General features: G+C 72.0%; 30 protein-coding genes. 3 read left to right on the top strand and 27 right to left on the bottom strand.

Annotated elements, in window-relative coordinates:
* Nucleotides 1-72: 72 nt before the first annotated feature.
* The 6 genes from mnmA to PT931_RS02340 form a co-directional block, all read right to left on the bottom strand.
* The gene (gene mnmA, locus PT931_RS02365) at nucleotides 73-1,140 is read right to left on the bottom strand and encodes a tRNA 2-thiouridine(34) synthase MnmA (RefSeq protein WP_456244043.1); all 1,068 of its coding nucleotides are present in this window, start codon (nucleotides 1,138-1,140) and stop codon (nucleotides 73-75) included.
* A gap of 183 nt (nucleotides 1,141-1,323) precedes the next feature.
* On the bottom strand, nucleotides 1,324-2,478 hold the full coding sequence (locus PT931_RS02360; RefSeq protein ID WP_456244042.1) for a cysteine desulfurase family protein: 1,155 nt from the start codon (nucleotides 2,476-2,478) through the stop codon (nucleotides 1,324-1,326).
* An 11-nt stretch (nucleotides 2,479-2,489) separates the two neighbouring features.
* Nucleotides 2,490-3,491, bottom strand: a complete 1,002-nt coding sequence (locus tag PT931_RS02355; RefSeq protein WP_456244041.1) for a GNAT family N-acetyltransferase — start codon at nucleotides 3,489-3,491, stop codon at nucleotides 2,490-2,492.
* A gap of 131 nt (nucleotides 3,492-3,622) precedes the next feature.
* Nucleotides 3,623-4,246 (bottom strand): nucleotidyltransferase domain-containing protein, encoded by a 624-nt coding sequence (locus PT931_RS02350; RefSeq protein ID WP_456244040.1) that lies wholly within the window; start codon nucleotides 4,244-4,246, stop codon nucleotides 3,623-3,625.
* 188 nt (nucleotides 4,247-4,434) lie between these two features.
* A complete protein-coding gene (locus PT931_RS02345) occupies nucleotides 4,435-5,397 on the bottom strand; it encodes an electron transfer flavoprotein subunit alpha/FixB family protein (protein WP_456244039.1) in 963 nt (320 codons plus the stop codon).
* Between the two features lie 19 nt (nucleotides 5,398-5,416).
* Nucleotides 5,417-6,199 (bottom strand): electron transfer flavoprotein subunit beta/FixA family protein, encoded by a 783-nt coding sequence (locus PT931_RS02340; RefSeq protein ID WP_456244038.1) that lies wholly within the window; start codon nucleotides 6,197-6,199, stop codon nucleotides 5,417-5,419.
* A 264-nt stretch (nucleotides 6,200-6,463) separates the two neighbouring features.
* On the opposite strand from PT931_RS02340, the gene PT931_RS02335 reads away from it, so the two are divergent.
* The gene (locus PT931_RS02335; RefSeq protein ID WP_363730006.1) at nucleotides 6,464-6,616 is read left to right on the top strand and encodes a hypothetical protein; all 153 of its coding nucleotides are present in this window, start codon (nucleotides 6,464-6,466) and stop codon (nucleotides 6,614-6,616) included.
* Nucleotides 6,617-6,627: 11 nt separating this feature from the next.
* Here the strand turns inward: PT931_RS02335 and PT931_RS02330 are convergent, their stop codons facing one another.
* The 13 genes from PT931_RS02330 to PT931_RS02270 all read right to left on the bottom strand — a co-directional run bounded on the left by PT931_RS02330 (nucleotide 6,628) and on the right by PT931_RS02270 (nucleotide 18,608).
* Nucleotides 6,628-7,494, bottom strand: a complete 867-nt coding sequence (locus tag PT931_RS02330) for a GNAT family N-acetyltransferase (protein ID WP_456244037.1) — start codon at nucleotides 7,492-7,494, stop codon at nucleotides 6,628-6,630.
* 99 nt (nucleotides 7,495-7,593) lie between these two features.
* On the bottom strand, nucleotides 7,594-9,405 hold the full coding sequence (locus PT931_RS02325; protein ID WP_456244036.1) for a M91 family zinc metallopeptidase: 1,812 nt from the start codon (nucleotides 9,403-9,405) through the stop codon (nucleotides 7,594-7,596).
* Complete coding sequence (locus PT931_RS02320) at nucleotides 9,402-9,725, bottom strand: hypothetical protein (protein WP_456244035.1); 324 nt, start codon at nucleotides 9,723-9,725, stop codon at nucleotides 9,402-9,404. Before PT931_RS02320 ends, PT931_RS02325 begins: the two co-directional genes overlap by 4 nt.
* Nucleotides 9,726-9,808: 83 nt before the next feature.
* Nucleotides 9,809-10,588: a GNAT family N-acetyltransferase gene (locus PT931_RS02315; RefSeq protein WP_456244034.1), complete on the bottom strand. Its 780-nt coding sequence runs from the start codon at nucleotides 10,586-10,588 to the stop codon at nucleotides 9,809-9,811.
* A gap of 206 nt (nucleotides 10,589-10,794) precedes the next feature.
* A complete protein-coding gene (locus tag PT931_RS02310) occupies nucleotides 10,795-11,814 on the bottom strand; it encodes an ABC transporter ATP-binding protein (protein ID WP_456244033.1) in 1,020 nt (339 codons plus the stop codon).
* Nucleotides 11,811-12,584 carry an ABC transporter permease gene (locus PT931_RS02305; protein ID WP_456244032.1) on the bottom strand — a complete coding sequence of 258 codons (774 nt, stop codon included), beginning with the start codon at nucleotides 12,582-12,584 and terminating at the stop codon, nucleotides 11,811-11,813. Before PT931_RS02305 ends, PT931_RS02310 begins: the two co-directional genes overlap by 4 nt.
* A complete protein-coding gene (locus PT931_RS02300; protein ID WP_456244031.1) occupies nucleotides 12,581-13,369 on the bottom strand; it encodes an ABC transporter permease in 789 nt (262 codons plus the stop codon). Before PT931_RS02300 ends, PT931_RS02305 begins: the two co-directional genes overlap by 4 nt.
* Nucleotides 13,366-14,508: an ABC transporter substrate-binding protein gene (locus PT931_RS02295; RefSeq protein WP_456244030.1), complete on the bottom strand. Its 1,143-nt coding sequence runs from the start codon at nucleotides 14,506-14,508 to the stop codon at nucleotides 13,366-13,368. The genes PT931_RS02300 and PT931_RS02295 overlap by 4 nt, the downstream gene beginning before the upstream one ends.
* Before the next feature lie 182 nt (nucleotides 14,509-14,690).
* Nucleotides 14,691-15,317, bottom strand: coding sequence for a hypothetical protein (locus PT931_RS02290; RefSeq protein WP_456244029.1), 627 nt, complete (start codon nucleotides 15,315-15,317; stop codon nucleotides 14,691-14,693).
* Nucleotides 15,318-15,474: 157 nt separating this feature from the next.
* The gene (locus PT931_RS02285; RefSeq protein ID WP_456244028.1) at nucleotides 15,475-15,702 is read right to left on the bottom strand and encodes a hypothetical protein; all 228 of its coding nucleotides are present in this window, start codon (nucleotides 15,700-15,702) and stop codon (nucleotides 15,475-15,477) included.
* 1 nt (nucleotide 15,703) lies between these two features.
* Nucleotides 15,704-16,120 (bottom strand): hypothetical protein, encoded by a 417-nt coding sequence (locus PT931_RS02280; RefSeq protein WP_456244027.1) that lies wholly within the window; start codon nucleotides 16,118-16,120, stop codon nucleotides 15,704-15,706.
* The gene (locus PT931_RS02275; RefSeq protein ID WP_456244026.1) at nucleotides 16,117-17,745 is read right to left on the bottom strand and encodes an acetolactate synthase; all 1,629 of its coding nucleotides are present in this window, start codon (nucleotides 17,743-17,745) and stop codon (nucleotides 16,117-16,119) included. Before PT931_RS02275 ends, PT931_RS02280 begins: the two co-directional genes overlap by 4 nt.
* A gap of 86 nt (nucleotides 17,746-17,831) precedes the next feature.
* Nucleotides 17,832-18,608 carry an enoyl-CoA hydratase-related protein gene (locus tag PT931_RS02270; RefSeq protein ID WP_363730031.1) on the bottom strand — a complete coding sequence of 259 codons (777 nt, stop codon included), beginning with the start codon at nucleotides 18,606-18,608 and terminating at the stop codon, nucleotides 17,832-17,834.
* Nucleotides 18,609-18,692: 84 nt separating this feature from the next.
* Here PT931_RS02270 and PT931_RS02265 point away from each other — a divergent pair, with 84 nt between their 5' ends.
* Nucleotides 18,693-19,493, top strand: a complete 801-nt coding sequence (locus PT931_RS02265) for a DUF2785 domain-containing protein (protein WP_456244025.1) — start codon at nucleotides 18,693-18,695, stop codon at nucleotides 19,491-19,493.
* Nucleotides 19,494-19,814: 321 nt separating this feature from the next.
* Here PT931_RS02265 and PT931_RS02260 read toward each other — a convergent pair whose 3' ends face one another.
* Together PT931_RS02260 and PT931_RS02255 are read right to left on the bottom strand one after the other, a co-directional pair.
* Nucleotides 19,815-20,825 carry an SIS domain-containing protein gene (locus tag PT931_RS02260; protein WP_456244071.1) on the bottom strand — a complete coding sequence of 337 codons (1,011 nt, stop codon included), beginning with the start codon at nucleotides 20,823-20,825 and terminating at the stop codon, nucleotides 19,815-19,817.
* Between the two features lie 415 nt (nucleotides 20,826-21,240).
* Nucleotides 21,241-22,788 carry an MDR family MFS transporter gene (locus PT931_RS02255; protein WP_456244024.1) on the bottom strand — a complete coding sequence of 516 codons (1,548 nt, stop codon included), beginning with the start codon at nucleotides 22,786-22,788 and terminating at the stop codon, nucleotides 21,241-21,243.
* Nucleotides 22,789-22,897: 109 nt separating this feature from the next.
* Between PT931_RS02255 and PT931_RS02250 the strand changes: the two genes are divergently transcribed.
* Nucleotides 22,898-23,437, top strand: coding sequence for a TetR/AcrR family transcriptional regulator (locus PT931_RS02250; RefSeq protein ID WP_456244023.1), 540 nt, complete (start codon nucleotides 22,898-22,900; stop codon nucleotides 23,435-23,437).
* 264 nt (nucleotides 23,438-23,701) lie between these two features.
* Here the strand turns inward: PT931_RS02250 and PT931_RS02245 are convergent, their stop codons facing one another.
* From PT931_RS02245 to PT931_RS02220, 6 genes are all read right to left on the bottom strand, one after another.
* Nucleotides 23,702-24,211, bottom strand: coding sequence for a GNAT family N-acetyltransferase (locus PT931_RS02245; RefSeq protein ID WP_363730038.1), 510 nt, complete (start codon nucleotides 24,209-24,211; stop codon nucleotides 23,702-23,704).
* On the bottom strand, nucleotides 24,211-24,450 hold the full coding sequence (locus tag PT931_RS02240; RefSeq protein WP_197005446.1) for a biotin/lipoyl-binding carrier protein: 240 nt from the start codon (nucleotides 24,448-24,450) through the stop codon (nucleotides 24,211-24,213). The genes PT931_RS02245 and PT931_RS02240 overlap by 1 nt, the downstream gene beginning before the upstream one ends.
* A 162-nt stretch (nucleotides 24,451-24,612) precedes the next feature.
* Nucleotides 24,613-24,687 (bottom strand): 50S ribosomal protein bL37, encoded by a 75-nt coding sequence (locus PT931_RS02235; protein WP_372445311.1) that lies wholly within the window; start codon nucleotides 24,685-24,687, stop codon nucleotides 24,613-24,615.
* A gap of 78 nt (nucleotides 24,688-24,765) precedes the next feature.
* A complete protein-coding gene (gene rsrA / locus PT931_RS02230; RefSeq protein ID WP_456244022.1) occupies nucleotides 24,766-25,056 on the bottom strand; it encodes a mycothiol system anti-sigma-R factor in 291 nt (96 codons plus the stop codon).
* Complete coding sequence (locus tag PT931_RS02225; RefSeq protein WP_363730045.1) at nucleotides 25,053-25,817, bottom strand: sigma-70 family RNA polymerase sigma factor; 765 nt, start codon at nucleotides 25,815-25,817, stop codon at nucleotides 25,053-25,055. The genes rsrA and PT931_RS02225 overlap by 4 nt, the downstream gene beginning before the upstream one ends.
* Before the next feature lie 153 nt (nucleotides 25,818-25,970).
* The gene (locus PT931_RS02220) at nucleotides 25,971-26,321 is read right to left on the bottom strand and encodes a WhiB family transcriptional regulator (protein WP_372445231.1); all 351 of its coding nucleotides are present in this window, start codon (nucleotides 26,319-26,321) and stop codon (nucleotides 25,971-25,973) included.
* Between the last annotated feature and the right edge of the window lie 187 nt (nucleotides 26,322-26,508).

The following is a 26,508-nucleotide window of genomic DNA, read 5'->3' as shown; positions in this document are numbered from 1 at the left end:
CCTCGAACGCGGCCCGCTCCACCGACCCGAGCGGCGAACGCGGCCCGGAGGCCCACCCGCCCGTCGAGCCGGTCACCGGGCGCCGGTGATGGTCGCCGAGCCGAGGACGATGTCGCCGGCCGGGTCGGGCCGGTAGACCACGATGGCCTGGCCGGCTGCGACGCCGGAGGCGGGGCTGGCGAGTACCGCGGTGAGGGTGGTGCCGTCTGTGGTCACAGTCGCAGGGTAGACCTCGCCGTGCGCGCGGAGCTGCACCTCGTACGGCCCCTCGACGGGGGCGTGCCACACGGCCCGGTCGGCGGTCACGGTGGTGACTTCCAGCGCCGAGCGCGGGCCGACGGTGACGGTGTTGGTGACGGGGGTGATGGACAGCACGTAGCGCGGCCTGCCGTCGGGCGCGGGCCGGCCGATGGACAGGCCCTTGCGCTGGCCGACCGTGTACGCGTACGCCCCGTCGTGGGCGCCGACGACGTCGCCGGTCACCGAGTCGACGATGTCGCCGGGCTGGGAGCCCAGGCGCTCGGCGAGGAAGCCGCGGGTGTCCCCGTCCGCGATGAAGCAGATGTCGTGGCTGTCGGGCTTGTCGGCGACGGCCAGGTCGCGCTGTGCGGCGAGCCCCCGGACGTCGGCCTTGGTGTGCGGCCCGAGTGGGAACACCGACCGGTCGAGCTGGTGCCGGTTGAGCACGGCGAGGACGTAGGACTGGTCCTTGCCGGCGTCCACGGACCGGCGGAGCAGCCCGTCGCCGCCCAGCCGGGCGTGGTGGCCGGTGACGACGGCGTCGAAGCCGAGGGCGAGGGCGCGCTCCAGGACCGCGTGGAACTTGATCTTCTCGTTGCACCGCAGGCACGGGTTGGGTGTGCGCCCCGCCGCGTACTCCGCGACGAAGTCGTCGACGACGTCCTCCTGGAACTCCTCGACCATGTCCCACACGTAGAAGGGGATGCCGATCACGTCGGCGGCCCGGCGGGCGTCGCGGGAGTCCTCCAGGGTGCAGCAGCCGCGCGCCCCGGTCCGGTAGGTCTGCGGGTTCTTCGCCAGCGCCAGGTGCACGCCGGTCACGTCATGGCCGGCCTCGACCGCCAGGGCGGCGGCGACCGCCGAGTCGACCCCACCGGACATCGCAGCCAGAACACGCATGCCATTCAGGTTACCCGGCTGTTCCGACCGCCCACCGGGCAGCTCGACGGAGTCCACCGGGCCGGGAACCAGGCCCGTTCTCGCAGCTCAGCGGCAGTCCCTGGCTCCCGGAACAGAGCCCTGTCCCCGGCGGCCCCGGGCACCACGGCCGACCGCCGATCGGCCCACGGGGGCCCGTACCCGTCAGCGCCGGATCTTCCCCGCCCGCCGGGCCCGCTCCACCGCCGTGGGCAGCGCCGCCACCAACGCGTCGATGTCCGTTTTCGCCGAGCCGTGCCCCAGGGAGAACCGCAGCGAGGACCGGGCCCGCCCGCTGTCGGCCCCCATGGCGAGCAGCACGTGCGAGGGCTGGGCCACCCCGGCCGAGCAGGCGGAGCCGGTGGAGCACTCGATGCCCTGGGCGTCGAGCAGCATGAGGAGCGCGTCGCCCTCGCAGCCGGGGAACGAGAAGTGCACGTTGGCGGGCAGCCGGTCGACCGGGTCGCCGTTGAGCAGGGCGCAGGGCACGGCGTCGCGGATCCGGTCGATCATCTCGTCGCGGAGCACGGCGAGTTCGGAGGCGAAGATCTCCCGGCGCGCGCCGGCCAGCTCGACGGCCCTGGCGAAGGCGACGATCCCGGCCACGTCGAGGGTGCCGGACCGCACGTCGCGCTCCTGGCCGCCGCCGTGCAGCAGGGGGGTGCACTCGGCGTCGCGGTCGAGGAGCAGCGCGCCGACGCCGGTCGGGCCGCCCAGCTTGTGGCCGGTGAGGGTCAGCGCGGACGCCCCGCTGGCGGCGAAGTCGACGGGGAGCTGCCCGACGGCCTGGACGGCGTCGGTGTGCAGGGGCACGCCGGCCGCGCGGGCGACGGCGGCCAGGGCCGCGACGGGCTGCACGGTGCCGACCTCGTTGTTGGCCCACATCACGGTGGCGACCGTCACGTCCGGGCCGAGGGCGGCGGCGAGCACCTCGGGGTGTACCCGGCCCAGCTCGTCCACGTCGAGCCACGTCACCTCGGCGCCCTCGTGCCGCTCCAGCCACTCGACGGCGTCGATGACGGCCTTGTGCTCGACGGAGCTGGCGACGACCCGGTTTCGGCCCTCGCCCCGGCGGGCCCAGTGGATGCCCTTGAGGGCGAGGTTGTCGCTCTCGGTGCCCCCGGCGGTGAACACGACCTCGCCGGGCCGGGCGCCGAGCACGGCGGCGACCCGCTCGCGGGACTCCTCGACCAGCCTGCGGGCCTTGCGGCCGGAACAGTGCAGGGACGAGGCGTTGCCGCCGGCGGTGGCTGCGGAGACGTACGCCTCCAGAACCTCCGGCAGCATCGGAGAGGTCGCGGCGTGATCGAGGTAAACCATCGCCGCCCAGCCTAGCGGGCAGCGGCCCTCCCCCGCGCGAGTCCCATTCGCGCCTCGACCACGGAGCCGCCGTACGCGAAGGTCGCGCCGTGCGCCACGAGGAGCCGGCGCATCCGGACGTTGTCGGCGAGCAGGCTCGCGCGGAGCTCGGCGAGGCCCCGGTCGCGGGCGTCGGCGACGAGCATGGCGACGAGGGAACGGCCGAGGCCGCGTTCCTGCCAACCGTCCTCCACCAGCACCGCGAGCTCGGCGACCCCGGGTTCGGGGGTGTAGGCGAGGTGGGCCAGGGCCACGGCCCGCTGCCCGGCCTGCACGAGGTAGGTGGCGCCCCAGCCGGGGTCGCAGAACGCCTTCCACATGTGTCCGGTGAGCTGCCGGCGGGCGACGAAGTACCGGGCCCGCCGGGTCTCGGCGGTGCACCGCCGGTGCAGGGCCTGCACCTCGGTCAGGTCGTCGGGGTGCAGCAGCCGGACGGGCAGCCGGGTGCCGTCGGCGAGCGAGACGGTCTCCCGGGACGCGGTGCCGTCGAGCAGCAGCAGCCGGACGAACGCCTCGGCCCGGGCCGCCTCGGTGAGCGTGAACGGCAGCCGGCGGGTGAGGCCGACGTGCCGGGCGGGCCCGATGGGTACGACCAGGTCGGCCTCCTCCCCGTCGGCGAGCCAGCGGGCGGCGTCGGCGCGGAGGAGCTCCATCAGCAGGTCGGGCAGGTTGCGCTGCTCGGCGGCGAGCCGGCCGGCGAGCAGCAGGGCCCGGGTGGGCTCGTCGACGAGGTCGCGCCGGGTGGCCGGCACGGTGACGACGCCCCGGCCGCCGGCGATCCGCAGCGCGGTGCCGACGGCCTCCCCGGACACCCCGGGCGGGGTCTCGACGATGAACTCGTCGACGACCCCGGCGGCGTCGACCTGCACGGTCAGGGTGAGGATGTTGCCGCCGACGTCGGCGAGTGCCCGGGACAGGGCCGCGAGCCGTCCGGGCCGGTCGTCCACCTCAGTGCGGATCCGCCAGAGACTCACGCGCCCACCTCGCTGTTCCCGGCGGGCGCGGGCTCCCGGGTCGCCGGGCCGCCGATTCGCTCGCTCATGTCTTCACAATGCGGGCAAAGTGTTTCCGGCGCGCTACGGACGGGTGAGATCGCCGTTGCGGATCACAACGCGGACAACCAGGCGTGTTCCGGGTGCACCTGTCCCAGCCAGGCGGCGAGCCGGGCGCGCCGGTCGGGGCCGAGCTGCGGCAGTACCCCGTCGAAGTCGTTCTGGTCCTTCGGTCGGACGTTCTTCGCCTTGAACAGGAGCACCAGCTCGGGGATGAGGTAGGGGATCCCGTCGCCGGTCAGGGCGATGATCTCCGGGTACGGGAGGCTGATCGTCGGATCGCGCCGGCACACCCACCGCCCGCCGTCGTGGGGCTCGCGGAACACGTCGAGGTGGAAGAGTCCGGTGGCCGGGTCGCTGAGCCAGGTCTGGTGGAGCTCGGGGTGGTCGCCGGCCTCGTCGTACGGCCAGAGCCGCATGTCGCCGGGCACCTCCCAGGTGTAGCCGGGCAGGGCGGCGTGGATCTCGGGGAACGAGCCGCGCGGGACGGCGATCTCCAGGTCCTCGTGCTCGCGGGTCACCTCGCCCCGGAAGAGGTCCAGCGCCCAGCCGGCGGCCACGTACCAGGGCGCGGTCACCCCGGCGAGGCGGTCGTGGATCTCCCCGGGGGTCCACCCCCGCCAGCGTGCGTCGCATTCCTCGTGCGTGATCGGCGTGCCACCCTCGGGAAAGTCCATGGCACATCCCTACCCGACCGGACAGGCCAAACGAAAACCCTTTATCCGGGTACTCGCGACCAGCGCTCCCGCCCGCACCGGACGCGGCCCCCGTCCCGGCCGCCCGCTGACATCCCCTGCCCCGGCGGCGTCCCCGGAACGGCGGGTGGCCGGGAAGCGTGTGCTTCCCGGCCACCTGTCACACCTGACTACGAGCGGCGCTTGCGGATCTCGTCACCGGCCTGCGGGACGACCTTGTGCAGGTCCCCCACGATGCCGAAGTCCGCGAGCTCGAAGATCGGCGCCTCGGCGTCCTTGTTGACCGCGACGATCGTCTTCGAGGTCTGCATGCCGGCCCGGTGCTGGATCGCGCCGGAGATGCCCAGCGCGACGTACAGCTGCGGGGAGACCGTCTTGCCGGTCTGGCCCACCTGGAAGGCGTGCGGGTAGAAGCCCGAGTCGGTCGCGGCGCGCGAGGCACCGACGGCCGCGCCGAGCAGGTCGGCGAAGTCCTCGACGACCTTGAAGTTCTCCGCCGAGCCCACGCCGCGGCCACCGGAGACGACGATGTTCGCCTCGGTGAGCTCCGGGCGGGAACCCTTGGCCTCGATCTTGCGCTCCAGCACCTTGGCGCCCAGGGCGCCCGCGTCGACGGACACGTCGACCGGGGTCAGGGTGCCGGCGGCGGGAGCGGCCTCGGGGGTGAGCGAGTTCGGCCGGAGGGTCACGAGCGGCAGGCCGCGGGTGACCTGGGAGTCCACGATGGTCGAGCCCGCGAACACCACCTGCTGGGCGGTGCCGTCGGCCGCGAGGCTGACGACGTCCGTGAGCAGGCCGTTGTCCAGCTTGACCGCGAGGCGGGCGGCGATCTCCTTGCCCTCCTGGGTCGAGCCGATCAGCACGGCGGCCGGGTTGACCTCGCCCACGAGGCGCGCGAGCACCGTGGCCTTCGGGGCCACCAGGTGGCCGTCGATCTCGGCGCTCTCGGCGACGTAGACCTTCTCCGCGCCGTACTCGGCCAGCTTGGGGGCCAGCGCCTCGGCCGTGCCGGGCGCGCCGAGCACGACGGCCGACGGGGTGCCCAGGGTGCGGGCGAGCGTCAGCAGTTCGAGGGTGACCTTCTTGACGCCGGTCGCGGTCGAGCCGTCGACGACGACGAGTACCTCAGTCATCTTTTTCCTTCTCCCCGGCTCAGACGAACTTCTCGGCGGTCAGGTACGTCACGAGGTCGACTCCACCGTTGCCGGAGTCCTCGACCTTGGTGCCGCCGGTGCGCGCCGGGCGCTTGGTGCTGCCGAGCACCTTGCTGGTCGCGCCGGCCAGGCCGACCTCGTCCGCCCCGATGCCCAGGTCCGCGAGGGACAGGGTGCTCACGGGCTTCTTCTTGGCGGCCATGATGCCCTTGAACGACGGGTACCGCGGCTCGTTGATGGTGTCCCAGACGCTGACGATGGCCGGGCCGGTGGCCTGGACGACCTCGTACCCCTCGTCGGTCTGGCGCTCGGCGGTCAGGGTGGCGCCCTCGACCGTGAGCTTGCGGGCACCGGTCAGCGCCGGGATCCCGAGCCGCTCGGCGAGCATGTGCGGCATGAGCTGGGTCCGACCGTCGGTCGACTCCGCGCCACAGATGACCAGGTCGAACTCGAGGGTCTTGAGGGCGGCGGCGAGCACCTTCGACGTGCCGAGCGCGCACGAGCCGTGCAGCGCGTCGTCCACGACGTGCACCGCGCCGTCGGGGCCCATGGACAGGGCCTTGCGGATGGCCTCGGTGGCGCTGTCGGGCCCCATCGTCAGGAGGGTCACCTCCGACCCGCCGTTCGCCTCGGCGATCTTCAGCGCCTCCTCGATGGCGTATTCATCCATCTCGTTGATGACGTTGCTCGCCGACGCGCGGTCGACGGTGGCGTCGTCAGCGCGCAAATTGCGCTCGGAGCCGGAATCCGGCACCTGCTTCACAAGTACGACAATCTTCATCGCCGGACACGACCTCCTGCTGAACGAGCGTTAAGCTCCGGTATGACGTGAGCCTTTCGCGCACGGCCGCACGGGTCAACCCGCGCCGCTGTGTGCTTGGCCACCGCCCATGTTACTAGCCAGTAGCTAGCAGTCTAGTAGATGTCTTGTGGATCTCACTCTGCCAGGCGTTCCGGCCAGGCATGATGTGGGTGACGCAAAGTACACGATAGTGGCGTCACATCCCTCCTCCGCACACGTCTTGAGCCCAGGAGGTGTCCAGCGATGACGAAAAACTCAGAAGTCGCGGCCGAGCCCACCCAGGAGCACCACCCGCAGCCACCCCCCGACGAACACCTGTGCACCTGCGGGAAGCTCCGCGAGGAGTGCCTGCGGGACCAGTTGCACGACATGTTCCAGATCCCGCCGACGAAATAGGCCGGGCCGGGTCAGGCTGGGCGGCGGAGTTCCACCTCGCCGCCCACCACCCGGCCGCCCAGGCCCGTGAACAGCGCGTTCGAGCCGGTGTTGGTCTCGTCGACCTCGCAGGCCACCTCGGCGACCCCGCGCGCGTGCAGGGCACGGAAGACCGCACCCACCAGAGCCAGAGCCAGACCCTTCCGCCGGTACGCGGGGAGCACGCCGACCATGCCCAGCCGGGGTAAGGGGCGCGGTCCGTCCCAGACCCGGACCAGCCCGACCAGGTCCCGACCTGCCAGCGCGCCGCCGACGGCCCCCGCGTCCCGGGCGGCCCCGGGATCGCGGTCCGCCACGGCCACCAGGTAGTACTCCGGGCGGAAGAACGGCGACTCCCAGGTCTCCTCCCGGAACCACACCGGATCGGGCCGCCAGCCGGCCGCGCCGGGCACGTCCTCCCGCAGCGCGCAGTCCAGCTCCATCAGCTCCAGCCCGAGCTCGGCGGCACTGACCAGCGCGATCCCCGCCGGGACCGGGGCGTCGACCACGGACACCGGCACCAGATATTGGTGCTCCCGCCGCTCGGCCACGAACCCGAGCCCCTCGAACAGCGGCGCGTCGTCGACGGGCACGGTCACGTACACCTCGCCGGGGACGGCCCCGGCGAGCGGGGCGTAGGCGTCCGGGCGGGTCGGGCCGAAGTACAGGGTGTGCCGGCCGTCGGGGCGCCGCCACGGGTTCAGCACCCCGACGACGGCGTCGTCCTGCCAGGCGAGCCAGGTGTCGCGGTCCTCGCTGTGGTACTCCTCGATCTGGGCCCGCAGCTCCTCCACCGGGTCCCCGGTCCAGGCCGCGAGGGCCCCGTACTCACCGTCGAACCTCGTCACCCTCAGCGTCATGCGCCGCAGGCTAGCGGCCCGGCCCGGCCCCGGGCGACGGAATTACCCGCGCCCGCGATCACCGGATGACCCGCCCCGGCGGGCGCGGGCCGCGGCGTGTCAGTACTTCTCCCGCTCCGGGTAGCCGAGTTCACGGCGCATGCCGTTCTCCGTCAGGCCGTCGGGGTGCCCCGGGTAGGTGCGCTCGGGCGTGCGCGGGTCGCCGTCGTGGTCGACGGGCAGCCCGACCGCCTCCCGTTCGTGGTTGGGGGCGCCCGGGTTGGCGGCGCCCCCGTACGTCCCCGGCGCGCGGGTGTCGTGGGCGTAGTCGTAGACGTGCGCCAACTCGTGGAACAGGATCGTGAGCGGCCGGCCACCGGCGGAGCTGCCCGTACCCGGATAGGCGGGGTTGTACGTGATCTCGTACTTCTCGCTGAACTCCCAGACCCTGTCGTACCGCGCGTGCCCGGCCTCGTCCCGGCCCTCCCGGATCGTCAGCTGGTCGCCCTGGTAGGCGATGGCGCCGAGGACCGGCCAGTCCGCCGCGACGGCCCTGGTCCGGTCGTGCGCCCGGTCGATGGCCGTCAGCATCTCCTGGCCGAGCGGGGAGCCCTCCAACATGCCCAGGTCGGCCTTCACCCGGGCCACGAACTCGGGCGAGCCCTGCACCTCGATCGTGTCGCCCGGATGCCCCCTGATCTCCACGGTCACGGCCCGCTCCGCGTCGACCCGGTCCCCGGACTGGGTGAACGCCCGGTCCGTTCCCGTGCCGCCCGACCCGGTGTCGGCCCCGCGCCCACCGTAGAGCCGGTCGTCGCCCTCGCCGCCGCGCAGGGTGTCGTCGCCCTCGCCGCCGGAGAGCACGTCCGGGCCGGCGCCGCCGTCGAGCTGGTCGCCGCCCCGCGCGCCCTCCAGGTAGTCGGCGCCGGACTGGCCCGACACCCGGTCGTCGCCGGACATGCCGTAGAGCACGTCGTCGCCGGCGCCGCCGGTGACCGTGTCGTCGCTGTCGCCCGCGTCCACGTAGTCGTCGCCCGCCCCGCCGGAGATCCGGTCGGCCGCCGCCCCGCCGTACAGGCGGTCGTCGCCGGCCCCGCCGAGCAGCCGGGTCGCGCCGTCCCCGCCGTGGATCCGGTCGTCGCCGTCGCCGCCCAGGACCGTCAGACGCAGCGGGGTACCGGGCGGCACGTCGATCTCGTCGTTGCCTCCACCCGCGCGGATCACCAGGTCCATGCCGTCGAAGATCTGGCGCTCGATCCCGTTGACCACGAGGAACCGCTCGCCGGTCCGCTTGTCCACCCGCACGGACACGTGGTCGTTCCCCGGTCCGGTGTCGACGATCAGCGTGCCGTCCACGACGAGGAACACCGTCCCGTCCGGCTCCGGTGGCAGGGTGAACCAGTCGGTCGAGCCGTCCCAGGTGGCGCCGATGGTCCGCAACGGGGTGCGCAACTTCTCCAGCGCGACGAACTGGCTGGTCAACGTCACGTCCAGGTCGGCCCGGATGTCGCTGGCCGCCTGGATCTCGGCGATCACCACCTGGGTCTGGTCCCTGCCGAGCATCGTGACCGTGACCTGGTCATCCGTGAACGTCGCCCCGACCTTCGCGGACAGCCGGGCCCGGCTGTCGTCGAGCGCGCCCTGCGCCGTGCCGAGCGCGGCGGCGGCGGTCTCCAGCGCGAGCGCCGCCGCGCCGAAGTGCCCGCCGACCGCCTCGACGTCGGTGGTGACCTTGCGGCGGTGCGCGTCGTAGGTCTCGGCCGTGGTGCCCGTCCACTCGGCGGCGAAGACCGCCCCGGTGGCCGTCGTGACCGTCTCGGCGGCGCGCTGCGCCCCGGCCCCGAACAGGCGCAGCGCGGACGCGGCGGCCCGCAGCGCGGCGGGATCGGCCCCGAGCCGCCACAGGTTGGCGATCGTCTCGACCTCGCTCACCGCAGGCCCTGCCGGGTCGGGGTCCGGGCGGCGGCGTTCTCGTCCGCCCGCTGGTACGCCGCCGCGACCAGCAGCAACCGCTCGTAGTCGGTCTCCAGCAGCCCGACGAGCCGGTCGACCGGGACGGCGGCCTCCTCGGCCACGGTGGCCCAGGAGCCGGCCAGGTCCCTGCCGCCCCGGGTCACGCCGAACGCGGCGGACGGCAGCGCCATCGCGGGCCGGGCGGTGTGCAGGGCGTCGGAGAGGGCGGTGGCCGCCGCGTCGAAGGCGGCGGCCAGTCGGGCCAGCTCCCGGGCGTCGGCTCTCACCTCTTCGGGCATGCCCCGACGGTAGCGGACATGCGCAACCCTCTATGCCTGCCCGGGAGCCCGCCCGCCGGGGTCCGGCGCCCGCCCAGGGCCCGCTACGGCTGCCAGATGTACGGCGTGGTCCGGGTGACCGCCGTCATGCCCAGGCGCTCCAGGATCGGCCGGGAGTCCTCGGAACAGTCCACCTGGAGGTAGGAGTACCCGCGCGCGTGGGCGAGCCGCGCCCGGTACGCCACGAGGGCCTTGTAGATGCCCCGGCCCCGCCACTCGGCGAGCGTGGCCCCGCCCCACAGCGAGGCGAAGCTGCGCGACCCGAACCGGATCCACGCGGCCGACACGACCAGCCCGTCGGCCTCGGCGACGACGATGGTCAGCCCGTTCGGGTCGGCGGCCAGCTCGCCCAGCAGGCCCTCGGCCAGGTCGCTGCGGTCGGTGCCCCAGACCACCTCCTCCATGGCGACGATCCTGGCCAGGTCCTCCGGGGAGGTCACCTCCCGCAGGGTCACGCCGGACGGCGGGTCGGCGGCGACGGCCAGGGGTCCGACCGGGCCCACGACGACCGTCTCGGGGTCCTCGGCCTCGAAGCCGGCGGCCAGCAGCCGGTCGGGCAGGTCGGCGGGCAGATCATGCGAGTAGGTCTTCCACTCGAACCGTTCACCCCGGGCCGCGTAGAAGTCCCGCTGGCGCGCGATGAACGCGTCGAGTTCCGCGCCGTCGAGGCCGCCCAGGTCCCGGTGGTACCCGATGAAGCCGCCCCACGGCAGCCCGGAGACCCGCCAGATGGGTCCGTCCTTCTCGACAGTGGCCCCGAGGGGCAGGTCGTCGGGGTCGTGGCCCCGCATCTCGGCGTCGAACGCCGTCAACAAGTCAGTCATCCCCGGCAGCCAAGCACGTGCGGACGCCGGCCGCCATCGGTTTAGCGGGACCGCCCCGGCGGCCGCCCGGTCCGCCGGGGCGGAGGTGCGACTTCGGGGAAGACGCCGTCGATCCCGTCCGAAGGACGACGCCTTCCCCGAAGAAGACAAGAACATGCCACACGCCGATCCGGGGTGCGCCACGCGGGTCGGCCGTGCGGCACCGGTCAGGCCGCCAGTACCGGCACGTCCGCCAGCAGCGCGACCCGCACGCGCACCCCGGGCACCAGGCCACCGGCGAGCGGACTCGGCACGTCGGCGACGATCTCCCGCCCGCCGGGCAGCTCCAACGCGAGCCGGGTCAGCGCGCCGTGGAAGGTCCGGGCCGCGATCACGATGTCCCCGGTCGGGTCGGCCACCACGGTCAGGGCCTCGGGGCGGACCAGGATCTCGGTGTCGCCGTCGCCCGCGAGTTCCCGGGGGGTGCCGAACACCTCGACGGCCGTGGGCGAGATCCGCCGGGCCGGCAGCCGGTTGGTGGTGCCGACGAACTCGGCCACGAACGCGGTCGACGGCCGGTGGTACAGCTCGTCGGGGCTGGCGAGCTGCTCGACCCGCCCGGCCCGGAGCACGGCGACCCGGTCGGCGATCGACAGCGCCTCGCTCTGGTCGTGCGTGACGAACAGGGTCGTGGTGCCCAGCCGCTGCTGGATCCGGCGGATCTCGTCGCGGAGCTGGGTCCGGACCTGCGCGTCGAGCGCGGACAGCGGCTCGTCGAGGAGCAGCACCCGGGGCTCGATGGCCAGGGCCCGGGCGAGCGCGACCCGCTGCTGCTGGCCGCCGGAGAGCTGGTGCGGGTACGCCTTGGCCTTGTCGCCGAGGCCGACGAGTTCGAGCAGCTCGGTGGCGCGCGCCCGGCGGGCGGCCGACCCGACCCGGCGGACCCGGAGCCCGAAGGCCACGTTCTCCAGCGCGGACAGGTTCGGGAACAGGCTGAACGCCTGAAACACCATGCCCATGTCGCGCTTGGCAGCCGGTACCCGGGTGATGTCCGCGTCGCCGACCAGTACCGAGCCGGAGTCGACGGTCTCGAACCCGGCGAGTACCCGCAGCGCGGTGGTCTTGCCGCAGCCGGACGGGCCGAGCAGGGCGATCAGCTCGCCGGGCTCGATGGCCAGGTCCAGCCCGTCGAGAGCCTTGACGCCCCCGAAGGACCGATGCAGCCCACTCATCCTCACGGACGTCATGCCTTCTTCTCTTTTCGGTCCAGTGCGGAGACGGACAGCAGCAGCAGCCAGGTGAACACGAGGCTGGCGAGGCTGACCGCGACGGAGAGCTTGCCGTCCGAGCCGCCGACCTTCACCAGCCACACCGGGACGGTCTCGAACAGCAGGATGCTGGCCACGGTGAACTCGCCCAGCACCAGCGCCAGGGTGAGGAACGCCGCGCCGAGCAGCCCGGACCGCAGCTGCGGCAGGACGACCCGGCCGAGCACGGTGCCCCAGGAGGCCCCCAGGCCCCGGGCCGCGTCGACCAGGGTGCCCAGGTCCCCGCCGCGGATGCCCGCGTCGAGGCTGCGGTACGCGAACGGGAGGGCCAGGACGACGTACACGATGACGAGTACCCAGGGCAGTTCCGGGTCCTGGATGGACACCAGGAAGTCCCCGATCGGCGTGCCCGCGAGTTCCTCGGGGCCCATGCCCAGCAGGCTGCGGACGCCCACCACGAGCGCGATCGGCGGCACGGCCAGCGGGAGGAGGGACAGGTTCTCCACCAGGGGGCGCAGCTTCGGCAGCTTGAGGTGCACGACCAGCAGGGCCGGCAGCACGACGACGAGGACGCCGAGCACGGTCAGGACGGCCAGGGTCATGGAGCGGCGGAGCGCGTCGGCGAAGCCCGGGGAGCCCACGATGTCGCCGTAGACGCCGGTGCCGTCGGAGACCGTGAAGGCGAAGGAAGCCACCAGGGGGACGACGAAGTACAGGCCGACGAGGAGGAGTGCGAACCGGCGGATCACCGCAGCCACCTCGACGTGCGGCGCTGCAGGAGCCAGTACCCGACCATCATCACGCCGACGATGATCAGCATGTCGAGGGCCAGCGCCGCGCCGATCCCCTCGCCGCCGACCAGCACGTTGCCGCTGAGCACGTCGGCGATCTGGAGCGTGATCAGGGGCACGGAGCCGCCGACCAGGGCGGCGGCCGTCGCGTAGGCGCTGAACGCCCCGCAGAACAGCAGCAGCGCGCCCGCGCCGACGGGCGGGGCGAGCACGGGGGCGCCGACATGCCGCCAGTAGTGCCAGCGGGAGCCGCCGAGGCTGGCCGCAGCCTCGCCCCACTGCGGCTTGACGGCGTCCAGGGCGGGCAGAACGACGAGCACCATGAGGGGTACGAGGAAGTAGAGGTACACCACGGACAGCCCGACCATGTTGTACAGCGAGAACCCGGTGTCGGCGAGCCCGAGCACCTTGGTCACGATGCCCGCGTTGCCGATGGTGGCCATGAACGCGAAGGCCAGCGGCACGCCGCCGAAGTTGGCCAGCACCCCGGACGCGGTGGTGACCACCTTGCGGAGCAGCCCGGGCTTGCTCCTCACGACGGCCTGCGCGATGAGCGTGGCGAGAATGGCGCCGAGCACCGCCGTGACCAGGGACAGCTTGAGGCTGCCGGCCAGGGCGATGCCGTAGGCCCCGCCGACGGTGTCGCCGAGGCTGGTCGCCCCGGTCGCCAACACGGCGACAGGAGCGACCAGACCGATCCCGACGATCACTACGAAGGGGACGAGCGCGAACCACTTGCTCAAGAGGTGATCGCCTTCGCCCAGTTGTCGGCGAGGACCTTCTTCACCGCCGTGATCTGGTCCGGGGTCGGGAACTTGACCTCGCCCTCGACCTTCGGCAGCTTGGCGACCAGGTCGGCCTTCGCGGAGTTGGCGGTGACCATCTTCGGCAGCCGGACCGGGCGGGCGTAGCCCTTCAGCCACAGGTTCTGGCCCTCGTCGGAGTAGAGGAACTCCTGCCACAGCCGTGCTGCGGCCGGGTGCGGGGCCGACTTGTTGATCGCCTGGTTGTAGTAGTTCGCGTACTTGCCGTCGGCCGGCACCGCGACCTTCCAGTCGATGCCCTTGTCCTTGTACTTGTCGGAGTACCCGGCGTTCAGGTAGTCCCAGTCGATCGAGATCGGGGTCTCGCCCTTCTCGATCGTGGCCGGGGTCGACTCGACCGGCAGGAAGTTGCCGGCCTGCTTGAGCTTCGCGAACCAGTCGATGCCGGGCTGGATGTTGTCGAAGCTGCCGCCGTTGGCGAGCGAGGCGGCGTACACGCCGGCGAACGCCGAGCCGGACTTGGTCGGGTTGCCGTTGAGGGCGACCTTGCCCTTGTACTCGGGCTTCAGCAGGTCCGCGAACGTCGTCGGGCAGACCGCGATCTTCTTGGCGTCGCAGCCGATGGAGACGTAGCCGCCGTAGTCGTTGAACCAGCGCCCCTCGGCGTCCTTCTGGTTGGCCGGGATCTCGTCCCACTTGGCGACCTTGTAGGAGGCGAACAGGCCCTCGGCGGCGCCGGAGAGCGCGAAGGCGCTGCCCAGGTCGAGTACGTCGGGAGCCCGGTCCTGGCCCTTGAGGCTCTTGACCGCGTTGATCTCGTCGGCGGAGGAACCGTCCGGGTTCGCCTCCTCCAGCTTGATCCCGTACTTCTCCGAGAAGGTCTTGAGGATCTCGCCGTAGTTGGCCCAGTCGTGGGGCAGCGTGATGACGTTGAGCTGCCCTTCCTTCTTGGCAGCCGCGATCAGCGCGTCCATGCCGCCCAGGTCGGCCGCGCTCTTCGCCTCGGCCGCGCTGGTCGTCGCGGCCGCCTTCTCCTTGGCCTTGGACGACGAACCGCAACCGGCGAGGCCCGCCACCGCCACCATGGCGGCGACGCTCACCACTAGAACACGCTTCACTGCTGCTCCTCCAACGGGAATGTCTGGCCCCGTCAGAGTGGGCAGAGAGCGTGTCGCGGAGGTGAACGCGGCGTGAGTCCCGCTCGAACCCTGTGGGCCCGAGCGGCGACAGTCGGCTGTGCGGTGATCAAAAGCACTGCTCAGAGGCTCGGAGCGGTGGGAAAAGTAGTGGTCTAGACCACTTAGGGGGTGTACGCCTCATCCGTGTGGCTCAGCTCCAGCAGCGTGTTCCCGCCGAACTGGTAGACGGCGGTGCGCCGGAGGTTCAGCCCCGCCGCGGGCACGTCCGGCGTCCGGGTCAGGTAGACCACCGTGGCCTTCTGGCCGCCGATCGCCACCGACTGGACCGGCTCCCGGTCGGCCAGCTGCACGAGCACCGAGCACACCGGGGCGCCGGCCTCCCGCTTGCAGAGCATCAGACCCCAGAACCGGCCGGTGGTACCCGACGTGCTGCTCATGATCGTGGCAAGAGTGGAGAGTCCGCCGTGCGGGTCCAGGTTCCCGGTCGCGCACGGCGCCTGGACCGCGAAGGTCAGTCCGTCCGGCCCCGACCACTGGCCGTCGACGAGCGGCACCCCGGCCGCGGCGTAGGGCGGCTTCGTGCCCCGGACCTTCGCGCCCCGCACCTCGGCGCAGGTCACCGACGACCCCGCCGGGGTGGGCGCGCCGGTGGCCGCCGGGGCGGTGGTCTGCACCGTCGACGCGCCCGGGGCGGGCTTGGCCGGCGCGTCGGCACAGCCGGCGAGCAGGCCGGTGGCCGCCACGGCCGTGACCAGGGCGGCGGCACTCCACGAACGATGTCCCCACATGGCGGTTCCTCTCGGCACGAGCGTGTGCCGGAACGTAGCAACGCCGCCCGCCGGAAATCCGGCACTGTCCGAACCACGACCGAGCCGCGGGGTACGGTCCGGACATTCGCGCCCTGGTCGGACGCCCGGTCGGACCGTCCCGTCGGACCTTCCCGGCTCAGGCGGTCCCGACCGGTTCCACCGCGCGCAGCGACCCCGGCCGCCCGGTCCGCTCGATCTCCGCCCGGACCCGGAGCATCAGCTCCCCGGACGCGCGCCACCCCGCCGGCTCCCCGGCGAACACCTCGTCCCGGGAGCGTGCCGTGACCGTCCAGCCCCCGGGCCGCCAGCGCCGCCGCAGGTGCCAGTACCGCAGGCCGCCGCCCGCCGACGTGAACACCTCCACGTCAGCGCGCCCGGACCGCGCCCCGGATCTGGCGCATCGAACGCGGCCAGCCGGTCGCCTCGATCTCCATCCGGGTCTGCTCGATCAGCTCGGCCGACGCCCCCCAGCCGGACACCTCGGCCACGAACTTGTCCCCGCCCGACTTCGCCGTGACCGTCCACGGCACCCCGAACGCGGTCCGCGCGATGACCAGCACCGGCACGATCAGCAGCAGGAGCAGGATCTCCGCCAGGAAGATCACCGCGATCAGCAGGAACGGCAGCACGATGATCAGGAACAGGATCAGCATGATCGGGTGGTCGATGTCGAAGCTGAGGCCGTTGACAGCGTCCAGGCTGTCGAGCCGGTTCTTGGGTCGCCAGGGCAGCCAACGCCGCCGGACCCGCCAGCGCCGCCCGCCGCGGCCGGTGACGGTCACGCGAGGTTCGACGAGCGCGGGTACGCGTCCGCCGGGTCGGTCAGCACGTTCACCAGGTACGGCACGCCGGACGCGAACGCCCGGTTCAGCGCGCCGGACAGGTCCCCGGCCTTCGCCACGGTCTCCCCCGCTCCGCCCAGGCCCTTGACCACCTCGTCGTAGCGCAGGCCCGGTTGCAGGTCGGCGGCCACGTCGTAGCCGTACAGCTGGCGCATCGGGTGCTTCTCCAGTCCCCAGATCCCGTTGTTGCCCACCACGATAACGACGGGCAGGTCCTGCCGGACCAGGGACTCGACGTCCATGAGGGAGAATCCGGACGCGCCATCGCCCATCAGGACACAGATCTGCCGATCCGGGTACGTGTACCGCGCGCCCATCGCGTAGCCCATCCCGGTGCCCAGGCAGCCGTACGGCCCCGGGTCGAGCCAGCAGCCGGGGGTCGCCGGTTCGAGGTAGCGGCCCGCGTAGGACACGAAGTCGCCGCCGTCGCCGATCGTCACCGCGTCCCGGTCGAGCACCTTGCGCAGCTCCCCGTACACCCGGCTGGGGCGGATCGGGTCGGTGTCGGCCGCAAGCGCCGCCCGGTCGTCCTCGCGGGCGGAGTCCTCGATCTCGCGGAGCTGTTCGAGCCAGTCGTCGTGGTCGGCGCGCGGCCCGGCGTAGTCGGCGAGGGCGGTCAGGATCGCGCGCAGGTCGCCGGCCGGGGACACCTCGGGCTCGATGTGCGTCGCGCGCTGCGCCGGGTCGTCGACGATGTGCACCAGGGTGGCCGCGCCGAAGTCGCCGAAGCTGAGCCGGAAGTCCAGCGCGGTACCGATGACGGCCACCACGTCGGCGTCGGACAGCGCCGCGCGCCGGCTCTTCGAGAACGCCAGCTCGTGCTCCGGCGGCAGCGAGCCCCGGCCCATCCCGTTGGTGTAGACCGGCACCCGCAGGTTCTCGGCCGCCGCGCGCAGGGCGCCCACCGCGTCCCCGGTGTACACATCGGACCCCGCGATGATCGCCGGCCGTTCCGCGCCGGCCAGCAGCGCCGCGGCCCGGGACACCTCGTCGGGGTCGGCCTCCACGACCGGGGGCGCGAACATCCTCGGCAGGGTCACCGGGTCCTCGGGGTGGCCGAACAGCACCTCGAGCGGGAAGTCCAGGAACGCCGGTCCCTTGTGGCCGGAGATGGCGGCCATCGCCGCCGCGTACACGTCGGCGACGATGTCCTCGGTGTCGAGCACCGTGCCGGCGTGCTTGGTGACCGGAGCCAGCAGCGGTACGTGGTCGAGCTCCTGGAGGCTGCCGGAGCCCCAGCGCCACGAGGGTGCCCGGCCGCCGAACACCAGCACGGGCGAGCCGTTGAACTGGGCGGTGGTGACCGCCGAGATGCCATTGGTGACCCCGGGGCCGGCGGTCAGCGCCGCCAGGGCCGGGCGGCGTTGCAGCTTCGCCACGGCCTCGGCGGCGAACACCGCGGACTGTTCGTGCCGGACGTCGAGGATGCGCAGGCCGGCGCGCTGGGCGGCGTCGTACAGCGGGAAGATGTGCCCGCCGGACAACGTGAACAGCTCGTTGACCCCGAAGCCGCGCAGCGCGGCGAGCGCGAGATCACCGCCGTGCCCCGCGATCGTCTCAGTCATCCCAGCACCTTACCCGGGGGTAGATAGGCGGGACAGCCCTCAATTTCCGGGGCGGTCCGCCGCCCAACCCCGGGCGGCGGAGCCCTCTAGCGCCCGGTGAACTTCGGCGCCCGCTTCTCGACGAAGGCGGCCATGCCCTCCGCCTTGTCCTCCGTGGCGAACAGGCCCGCGAACAGCTGGCTCTCCCAGGCCAGGCCGGTGGCCAGGTCCACGTCCAGGCCGCTGTCGATGGCCTGCTTGGCGGCCTTGAGCGCCTGGGCGGGCCCGTTCGCGTACCGCTCGACCAGCTCCGTGGCGGCCGTGAACACGTCGGCGGCGGGCACGATCTTGTCGACCAGGCCGATCCGGTACGCCTCCTCGGCGTCCACCAGCCGGCCCGAGAAGATCAGGTCCTTGGCGCGCGCCGGCCCGATCAGCCGGGCCAGCCGCTGGGTACCGCCCGCGCCGGGGATGACGCCGAGGGTGATCTCCGGCTGGCCGAGCTTCGCGTCCTCGGCGGCCACCCGCCAGTCACAGGCCAGGGCGAGCTCGCAGCCACCGCCGAGCGCGTACCCGGTGATCGCGGCGACCACGGGCTTCGGGATCCGGGCGACGGCGTCGAACGCGCTGGACAGGTCGCGGGCGCGGGCGCTCATCGCCACGTACCCCATGTCGGCCATCTCCTTGATGTCCGCGCCGGCCGCGAAGACCTTCTCGCCGCCGTACACGATGACGGCCCTGATCTCCTCCCGGGCGGTGGCCTCCTGGGCGGCCGCGCGCAGCTCCTCCTGGACCTGCGTGTTCAGCGCGTTCATCTTCGGCCGATCCAGACGGATCACCGCGATGCCGTCCTTACCAGTCTCCAGCCGCACGAACTCACCCATGACCGACCTCCACCGCCGACGCCTCTGTCGGGGCCCAGACTAAAGGAGAGGCGCGGCAGGGGGGTGTGGGGCTATCGTGCGCGCGTGACGAACTGGCAGGAAATCCTGGACAACGAGTACGCCATTCCCGCCGACCGGCCGTTCGCCGAGCTGATGGACGAGCTCGTTGAGCTGCTGAGATCACCAGATCCACACCTGCGGGACGCCGTGGGCTACAACATCGCCGCCGAATGGGTCGAGCACCTCGAGGAGCCCGACCGGGTCGCACTCGGCGACACGATGGCGCTGCGGATGACCGACGACCCCGAGATCCAGGCCCGCACGTTCGCACCGCTGATCCTCGACTGCGTCGTTTCGGAGGGTACGTTCCGGCCGGAGTGGCTCGACGCCTTCGTCAAGTGGTACCCGACGGAGCCGGACATCCGGGGCTACCACCCCGAACTGGGCTGGCTGCACGCCGTCGCGCACGGGGCCGACCTGCTGGGCGCGTTCGGCCAGTGCCCCGCCGTCGACGTGGACGACCTGCTGACCCTGCTCGACGTGGGCATCGACCGCCTGGTGGCCCCCACCACGCACGTGTTCGACGCGCAGGAGGACGACCGGCTCGCCTACGCGCTCGCCCGGGTCCTCACCCGCCCCGAACTCACCGAGGACGAGGCCGTCGACTGGCTCGACCCGGCCCGGGAGACCTTCGCCGTCCGGCTGCGGACCGGCCCGACCGTCCAGGCGACGAACACGATGCGCACCCTGCGGATGCTGTACATGTTCGCCGACCGGGGCGCGCTCCTCGAGGGCGGCAGCGCTCCGGTGCCGATCCCGCACGCCCGGGAGCTGAAGCGGGCCCTGGGTTCCGTACTGCGCCCGACGTTCACCCGGATGGGCTGACCAACCGCACCGCACCGCCGCTGACACACGGTCGGCGACGCACCGCACTGCCGGCCGGCGCACGGCCGGCGATCACGGACCGGCTGACCCCGGTGGGGCTCGAGTCCCCGGACCGGGGCTCGCGCGGAGGTCGGAGCCCGCGCGAGCCCTGGTCCGGCCCACCCCCTCCCGAGCCGATCGCCCTGCCCCGGACGCACCGGAGCCGGCGTCCCGCCCGGTCGCGCACCCGGCGGAACCGGCCTCCCGTCCGGTCAAGCACCCGGATCACGCACATGGAAAGGCCCGCCCGGATCAGATCCCGGCGGGCCTCTCGCGTGGGTGCTACAGCGTCTCGGTGACCTTCTTCAGGCCACGCGGCGCGTCCGGATCCTCGCCCCGGGCCAGCGCCAACGACAACGCCAGCTGCTGCAACGGCAGGATGTCCAGCAGCGGCGCGTACCGCTCGTCCACGGCCGGCGTGCCGATCGTCATGCCCGCACCGATGGTGACGACGTCGGCCCGGCGCTCGCCCAGCTTGGCCAGCACCTCGCGCATGGACTGTCCGCCCGGCCCGGAGCCGGCGACGGCGAGCACCGGCACGTCCGGGTCGGTCATCGCCAGGGGGCCGTGCAGCAGGTCGGCGCCCGAGAACGCCAGGCCCGCAATGTAGGAGGTCTCCATCAGCTTCAGGGCGGTCTCCCGGGCGGTCGGGTACGCGTACCCCCGGCCGGTGGTGACGATCCGGTCGGCGAACCGGTAGCGGGGCGCGAGCTCGGTGGCGGTCGGGTCGGCGAGCAGCTTCTCGGCGAGTCCGGGGATCCGCTCCAGCTCGGCGCGCTCGTCGGCGGGCAGCGCGCCGCCGGCCCTGACGCCCTCGACGAGCATGAGCAGCGCGAACAGCTCCGCCGTGTACGTCTTCGTCGCGGCGACCGCGCGCTCGTGCCCGGCGAGCACGTCCACGTGCAGTTCGGCGGCGGCGGCCAGCGGGGAGGCGGCGTTGTTGGTGACCGCGAGGGTGTGCGCGCCCCCTTCGCGGGCGGCCCGGACGACCTCGACCAGGTCGGGCGACCCGCCGCTCTGGGACACGCCCACGACCAGGGCGTCCTCGAACCGCGGCCGGGCGCCGAACAGGGTCACGGCGCTCGGGGAGATCAGGCCGACGGGGATGCCGAGCCGGATCTCGGTGAGGTACGCCGCGTACAGCGCCGCGTGGTCGGACGTGCCGCGCGCGGTGAACAGCACGAACTTGGGCTGCCACTCGGCGACCTTGGCGGCGACCTCCGCGATCGCACCGGCCCCCTCCTCCAGCAACCGGGCGTAGCCCGCGGGCTGCTCGGCGATGTCGGTGGCCATGCCGATCCCGGCCTGTTGTGCGATCACTGCGCCTCCTCGTGCGATGTCCTCTGCGCACAGCATGCTCGATAATGCTCGTGAAGTCCAGTGACCAAGCTCAAACGCGCACCCATCGCGCGTGTACTGCGCACGCGTCCGTCATTAGAATGCGCCTTTATTCCCGCTGTGTCCCCCATTGCGCATGCGCGAACTGCGCGAACGGCGGCACACGGCGGTGCGCGGCCGTTCCGGTGCACGGGAAGGGCGCCCGCCATCCGGAGATGACGAGCGCCCGACAGTGTGACGGAGGCGGCGGTCCGGAGCCCCGGCCACGGCGACCCGACCGAGAACCGGCCCAGGGCCCGACCGCGGCGACCGACCGACGGCGGCCCAGGGCCCGGCCTGGGGCGACCCGACCGAAGGGGCCGCCCCACCGCTACGCCTCCACCAGCTCCTTCTCCGCCCCGTCGGACGCCCCCGGCGCCCCGCCGCGCAGCGGTACGTGCTGGATGAAGATCGCCAGCACCACCGACAGCACGGTGAACACCACGCCCCAGCCGAACACCGTCGCGGTGGCGTCGGCCACGGCCTGCCCGAACATCGTCTTGGCCTCCGTGGTCAGCTGCGCCAGGTCGGCGGGGTTCATCCGCGCCCCGCTGCTGGCCAGCTTGTCGGCGACGTCCGTCGGCAGCCCGGACAGCCCGGAGCGCAGGGTGTGGGTGAAGATCGCGCCGAAGATGGAGACGCCGAACGCGCCGCCGATGGACCGGAAGAACATCGAGGTGCTGCTGGCGACGCCCATGTCCTTCGGTCCGACGCTGTTCTGGGCGATCATGCCGACGATCTGCATGATCAGGCCCATCCCGACGCCGAGCACGACCATGTACAGCGACGTGGTCAGCTTCGAGGTGTCCACGTCGATCGTGGACAGGGCCAGCATGCCGGCCGTCATCACGATCCCGCCGGCGAACGGGAACCAGCGGTACTTGCCCGTCTTCGTGATCACCTGGCCGGCGACCATGGACGCGCTCATCATGCCGAACATCAGCGGCAGCAGGAGCAGGCCGGAGTTGGTGGCCGAGGAGTGCTGCACGAGCTGCTGGAACAGCGGCAGGAACATGATCGCGCCGAACATCGCGAAGCCCTGGAAGAAGCCGATCGCGGCGGTGAGGGAGAAGTTCCGGTTGGTGAACAGGTTCAGCGGCAGGACCGGCTCGGTCGCCCGGAGCTCGACCCAGAGGAACAGCCCGAGCCCGATGCCGGCGGCCACGGCCAGCCCGATGATCTGCGGCGAGCCCCAGGCGTACTCGGTGCCGGCCCAGGTGGTGAGCAGGACCAGGGCGGTGGAGACGCCAGACAGCAGCGCGATACCCAGATAGTCGATCTTGTGTTTGACCGTGTTCTTCGGGGTGTGCAGCTTGGCCATGATCATGAACAGCGCGATCGCGCCGAGCGGCACGTTCACGTAGAAGCACCAGCGCCACGAGATGTGGTCGGTGAAGAAGCCGCCGACCAGCGGACCGCCGACCATGGCGAGCGCCATCACGGCGGCGAAGTAGCCCTGGTACTTGCCCCGGTCGCGGGGCGGCACCAGGTCGCCGATGATGGCCATCACGCCGACCATCAGGCCGCCGGCGCCGAGGCCCTGCACCGCGCGGAACGCGATCAGCTGGGTCATGTCCTGCGCCAGCCCGGACAGTGCGGAACCGGCGAGGAAGATCAGGATGGCGGTGATGAACAGCTTCTTGCGGCCGTAGAGGTCGCCGAGCTTGCCGTAGAGCGGGGTGGTGATCGTCGAGGCGAGGATGTAGCTGGTGGCCACCCACGCGAAGTGCTGCATGCCGCCGAGGTCGCCGACGATGGTGGGCATCGCGGTGCCGACGATCGTGTTGTCCAGCATGGCCAGGAGCATGACCAGGACAAGTCCCGGCAGCACCGCGAGGATGGCTCTACGCTCCGCCGTCGAGGGCTCCGTCTGTGTCACCATGTTCTCCGTTACCTATGGCCGCTTACTTGCCGGCCGGCTAGTAGACTGTGGCGAAGATACCCCGGTCCCTTGCCGGCCGGCAAGTAGATTCTCTGAGAGGTGTGACGTGGAGACCCGTGAACGGATCATGGTCGAGGCACTCGACCTGTTCGCCGAGCGAGGCTACGGGGAGACGTCACTGCGCGAGATCGCCGAGAAGATCGGGATCACCAAGGCGGCCGTCTACTACCACTTCAAGACCAAGGACGACATCCTCAACGGCCTGCTCGACTCGATGGGTCAGCAGATCGACGCGATCATCGAGTGGGGCAACGAGCAGCCGCGCACCCCGGAGACCCGGCTGGAGGTCGTCCGGCGGTACGCCGCCAAGATCCGCGAGGGCGCCAAGGTCATGCGCTTCCTGCACGAGAACCAGACCGCCCTGCGGCACATCGACGCCGGGGCCCGGTTCCGCGAACGGATGGGGCGGCTGCACGTCCTGCTCGTCGGCGAGACCCCCGACCTGGCCGAGCGGCTGCGCGCCCTCGCGGCGATCATGACGATGCACGCGGGCTGGATGCTGCGCGAGGAGCACGCCAGCAGCGACAAGGAGATGTCCGACGCGATCCTCGAGCTCGCCTCGAAACTGGTGACGGACAAGATCTGATCTGACGGGTACCGGACACCGCCGGCTCGCTCCGGAACCAGCCGTGCCGCAGGCCCGGAGCCGACCGGTCGTCGGGCCTGCCTGTGATGGGTGGGGCCCGGTGGCTCATCGGGGCCGGCCCTGCGATGGGCGGCGCCCCGCGGCCCGGAAGACTCATCGGGGCCAACCCTGGAAAGAGCGGCGCTCCCGCGTCTCCGGTCGTCGCGGCCAGCCCGGGACGGGCGGCGCCCCGCGGCCCGGAGCGGCCCCCTCAGCCCCGGCGGGTCACCGGGTCGAGCCCGCCAGCTCCAGTCGCCACGCGTCCAGCGTCACCCCGGCCACCGGTTCCCAGTCCAGATCCGGCGTCCGGACGAACCCGAGCCGGGTGTACAGCCGCCGCGCCGGCCCCGCGACCCCCTCGTCGCGCGTGCACAGCACCATGGCCGTGCAGTCGAGCGCGACCGCCCGGTCCAGGCACGCGCGGACCAGCGCCTCGCCCACGCCGCGACCCTGCGCCGCCCGGTCCACGGCCAGCATCCGGAACTCCGCCTCGCCCGGCTTCGTCAGCTCGGCGAGCCGCTGGCCGTGTACGCAGAACGTGACCGCGCCGAGCACGGTCCCGTCCCCGTCCACAGCGACCAGCAGGTCGGCGTCCCCGGCCCGGCCGGCGGCGTCGGCGAGCACCCGCTCGTAGCGGCCGCTGTCCCCGGAGAGCTGCCCGGAGTGCGCGTACGCCGCGACGGTGATCGCACCGACCGCGGCCAGGTCCTCGGGCCCCGCCAACCGGACCAGCATTACTCGATGACCGCCAGCAGGTCGCCTTCCTGCACGACGTCCCCCATCGACTTGGCGTCGTCGGGGTCGCCGCCGTTGACCGCGATCTTGGTGACGGTGCCGTCCTCCTCAGCGATCACCGGGATCTCCATCTTCATGGACTCCAGGATCATCAGGGTGTCGCCGTCCTCGACCGTGTCGCCCTCCTTGACAAGGACCCTCCACACGTTCGCGACCATCTCGGCACGGACCTCGGTCATCGTCGAACCTCCTCATTGAGTGGGGCTACCGCGCGTATCCAATCATGCGGAAGGCCCCAGCCGGGACGCACCCACCCAGTTACCGGTGGGAAACAACGATAAGACCGGCCACTGGGGCCGGTCTTATCGGATAACGCTGTAGTCGTGCGGTGCGCCCAGTGACTAGGCGTTGGGACGACGACCGTGGTTGGCCTTGCTGTTCTTGCGACTGCGCTTCTTGCGGGCCTTCTTACCCATGATCATCTCTCCCTGCGTGTACTGCACCGAATCCCTACGAGCTTAGAGGCCCGCCGGATTGATCACCGTCTCGGGTACCTAGGCGAGGTCGCGCAGCTCCGCCTCGAACGACGGCTCGGCGGCGATCTCCTCGATCCGCATCCGCAGCCGGTCGCGCAACTCGGTCGGGGCGGACTCGCCGCCGCAGCACCGGGCCACCAGCGCCTTGACCTCCTGCTCGATCCCGAACTCCCGCAGACACGGCGAGCACTCGTCGAGATGGGTCTGGATCAGCCCCCGGCGGCCCTCGTCGCACTCCAGGTCGAGATAGAGATAGACCTCCGCCAGTACCTCGCGGCAGTCGGCCGCCTCCTGGGACTCACCGCTCACGACTGCACCTCCTGCCGGGCCTGCCCCTGACGCTCGGAGCCGCCGAAGCCGCGCTCGGCCGCGTAGTGCTCCAGCAGGCCGCGCAGGTTGCGCCGGCCGCGGTGCAGGCGGGACATGACCGTGCCGATCGGGGTACCCATGATGTCGGCGATCTCCTTGTACGAGAAGCCCTCGACATCGGCCAGGTACACCGCGAGGCGGAACTCCTCGGGCAGCCGCTGGAGCGCGTCCTTGACATCGGAGTCGGGCAGCCGTTCGAGGGCCTCGGTCTCGGCGGACTTCAGCCCGGAGGACGTGTGCGACTCGGCCTCGGCCAGCTGCCAGTCCGTGATCTCCTCGGTGGGCGCCTGGATGGGCTGGCGCTGCCGCTTACGGTACGAGTTGATGTACGCGTTCGTGAGGATCCGGTACAGCCAGGCCTTGAGGTTCGTGCCCTGCTCGAACTGGTGGAAGGCGGCGAACGCCTTCATGAACGTCTCCTGGACCAGGTCCTCGGCGTCCGCCGGGTTCCGGGTCATCCGCAGGGCGGCCGCGTAGAGCTGGTCGAGGAACGGCATCGCGTCCCGTTCGAACCGGGCCCTCTGCTCCCCCACGCCCTCGGCTACTGGCACTGTGCCGTCCCCCCTGGTCCGCGGAGTGCGGCCCTGGAGTGAGGATACGGCCCGAACCTGGAAGACCTCGCCCGAGGTTGCGGGCCACTCGGGTGCCGTCAGCAGCTGCTGCAAGTGCTCGCTGCCCTGCTCCCGCAGGATGGTCGCCACGTGCCTGCTCCCCTCCAGCCCTGCCGACCAGAGCTTCACAGGGAGGAACAGCACCGGGGCGGTCGACATTCCCTCGCCCGGGGCCGGTGAGGTGAGTCACCGACCCCGGGGAGAGTTGTGGAGGTTCCCCGCGAGGTGCCGGGTACGTCCTGTCTAACGACCGGCGTCCGCGTAGGTTGCGTCCCCGGCCGTGCGCCAGGCGACGAGCATCGCCCGCCGTTCCCGGGGCAGTGTGCCGCCCCAGACGCCGTTGATGTCCCCGGATTCCAGCGCCCAGGCCAGACATGCGCCGGATACGACGCATGAGCCGCACAGCGCCATGGCTGCGTCGGCTTGATCCCGTTCTGTCGGAGCTGGGAAGAACATCTCAGGATCGACTGATCGACATCTTCCGTCGATGCGCCAGCCGGCGTCCATCTCCCGCTGCTCGTGGGCCTGCAGAAGCCGCGGGTCGCGGCGTGCTGCGGCCACCTCGTGTGGGCGTGGCATACGCGCCCTTGTCATTGACCACCTCCCCCGTGCTGTCCGGCGGGTCAAAACGCCGGCGCTGTGTTTTACCGCACAGAAGTTGACCGAGACAAGGGGTTAGCCGGGCTTTGTTCAACATGTGAAATCATAAATTTACTCAATACCTGACAATCCCCCGGCAGCCCTGGCGAATGTCGGCGGGGCTTTCCCCGTGGCGCCGCCC

Source organism: Longispora urticae, from assembly GCF_053902585.1.
Note: the sequence above shows the minus strand (reverse complement) of the source record. Positions and strands in the feature narration are given on the sequence as shown.

What these genes read in the sequence shown, in the direction of transcription:
- PT931_RS02245 (WP_363730038.1), bottom strand. Translation starts at nt 24,211, where the DNA reads ATGCTGGTCCGGTTGGCGGGGCCCGAGGACCTGGCCGCGGTCGGTGCG.
- PT931_RS02240 (WP_197005446.1), bottom strand. Translation starts at nt 24,450, where the DNA reads ATGACCGAGGTCCGTGCCGAGATGGTCGCGAACGTGTGGAGGGTCCTT.
- PT931_RS02345 (WP_456244039.1), bottom strand. Translation starts at nt 5,397, where the DNA reads ATGACTGAGGTACTCGTCGTCGTCGACGGCTCGACCGCGACCGGCGTC.
- PT931_RS02290 (WP_456244029.1), bottom strand. Translation starts at nt 15,317, where the DNA reads ATGTGGGGACATCGTTCGTGGAGTGCCGCCGCCCTGGTCACGGCCGTG.
- mnmA (WP_456244043.1), bottom strand. Translation starts at nt 1,140, where the DNA reads ATGCGTGTTCTGGCTGCGATGTCCGGTGGGGTCGACTCGGCGGTCGCC.
- PT931_RS02315 (WP_456244034.1), bottom strand. Translation starts at nt 10,588, where the DNA reads ATGACTGACTTGTTGACGGCGTTCGACGCCGAGATGCGGGGCCACGAC.
- PT931_RS02320 (WP_456244035.1), bottom strand. Translation starts at nt 9,725, where the DNA reads ATGCCCGAAGAGGTGAGAGCCGACGCCCGGGAGCTGGCCCGACTGGCC.
- PT931_RS02340 (WP_456244038.1), bottom strand. Translation starts at nt 6,199, where the DNA reads ATGAAGATTGTCGTACTTGTGAAGCAGGTGCCGGATTCCGGCTCCGAG.
- PT931_RS02310 (WP_456244033.1), bottom strand. Translation starts at nt 11,814, where the DNA reads ATGACGTCCGTGAGGATGAGTGGGCTGCATCGGTCCTTCGGGGGCGTC.
- PT931_RS02270 (WP_363730031.1), bottom strand. Translation starts at nt 18,608, where the DNA reads ATGGGTGAGTTCGTGCGGCTGGAGACTGGTAAGGACGGCATCGCGGTG.
- PT931_RS02350 (WP_456244040.1), bottom strand. Translation starts at nt 4,246, where the DNA reads ATGGACTTTCCCGAGGGTGGCACGCCGATCACGCACGAGGAATGCGAC.
- PT931_RS02260 (WP_456244071.1), bottom strand. Translation starts at nt 20,825, where the DNA reads ATGGCCACCGACATCGCCGAGCAGCCCGCGGGCTACGCCCGGTTGCTG.
- PT931_RS02330 (WP_456244037.1), bottom strand. Translation starts at nt 7,494, where the DNA reads ATGACGCTGAGGGTGACGAGGTTCGACGGTGAGTACGGGGCCCTCGCG.
- PT931_RS02335 (WP_363730006.1), top strand. Translation starts at nt 6,464, where the DNA reads ATGACGAAAAACTCAGAAGTCGCGGCCGAGCCCACCCAGGAGCACCAC.
- PT931_RS02275 (WP_456244026.1), bottom strand. Translation starts at nt 17,745, where the DNA reads ATGACTGAGACGATCGCGGGGCACGGCGGTGATCTCGCGCTCGCCGCG.
- PT931_RS02360 (WP_456244042.1), bottom strand. Translation starts at nt 2,478, where the DNA reads ATGGTTTACCTCGATCACGCCGCGACCTCTCCGATGCTGCCGGAGGTT.
- PT931_RS02220 (WP_372445231.1), bottom strand. Translation starts at nt 26,321, where the DNA reads ATGACAAGGGCGCGTATGCCACGCCCACACGAGGTGGCCGCAGCACGC.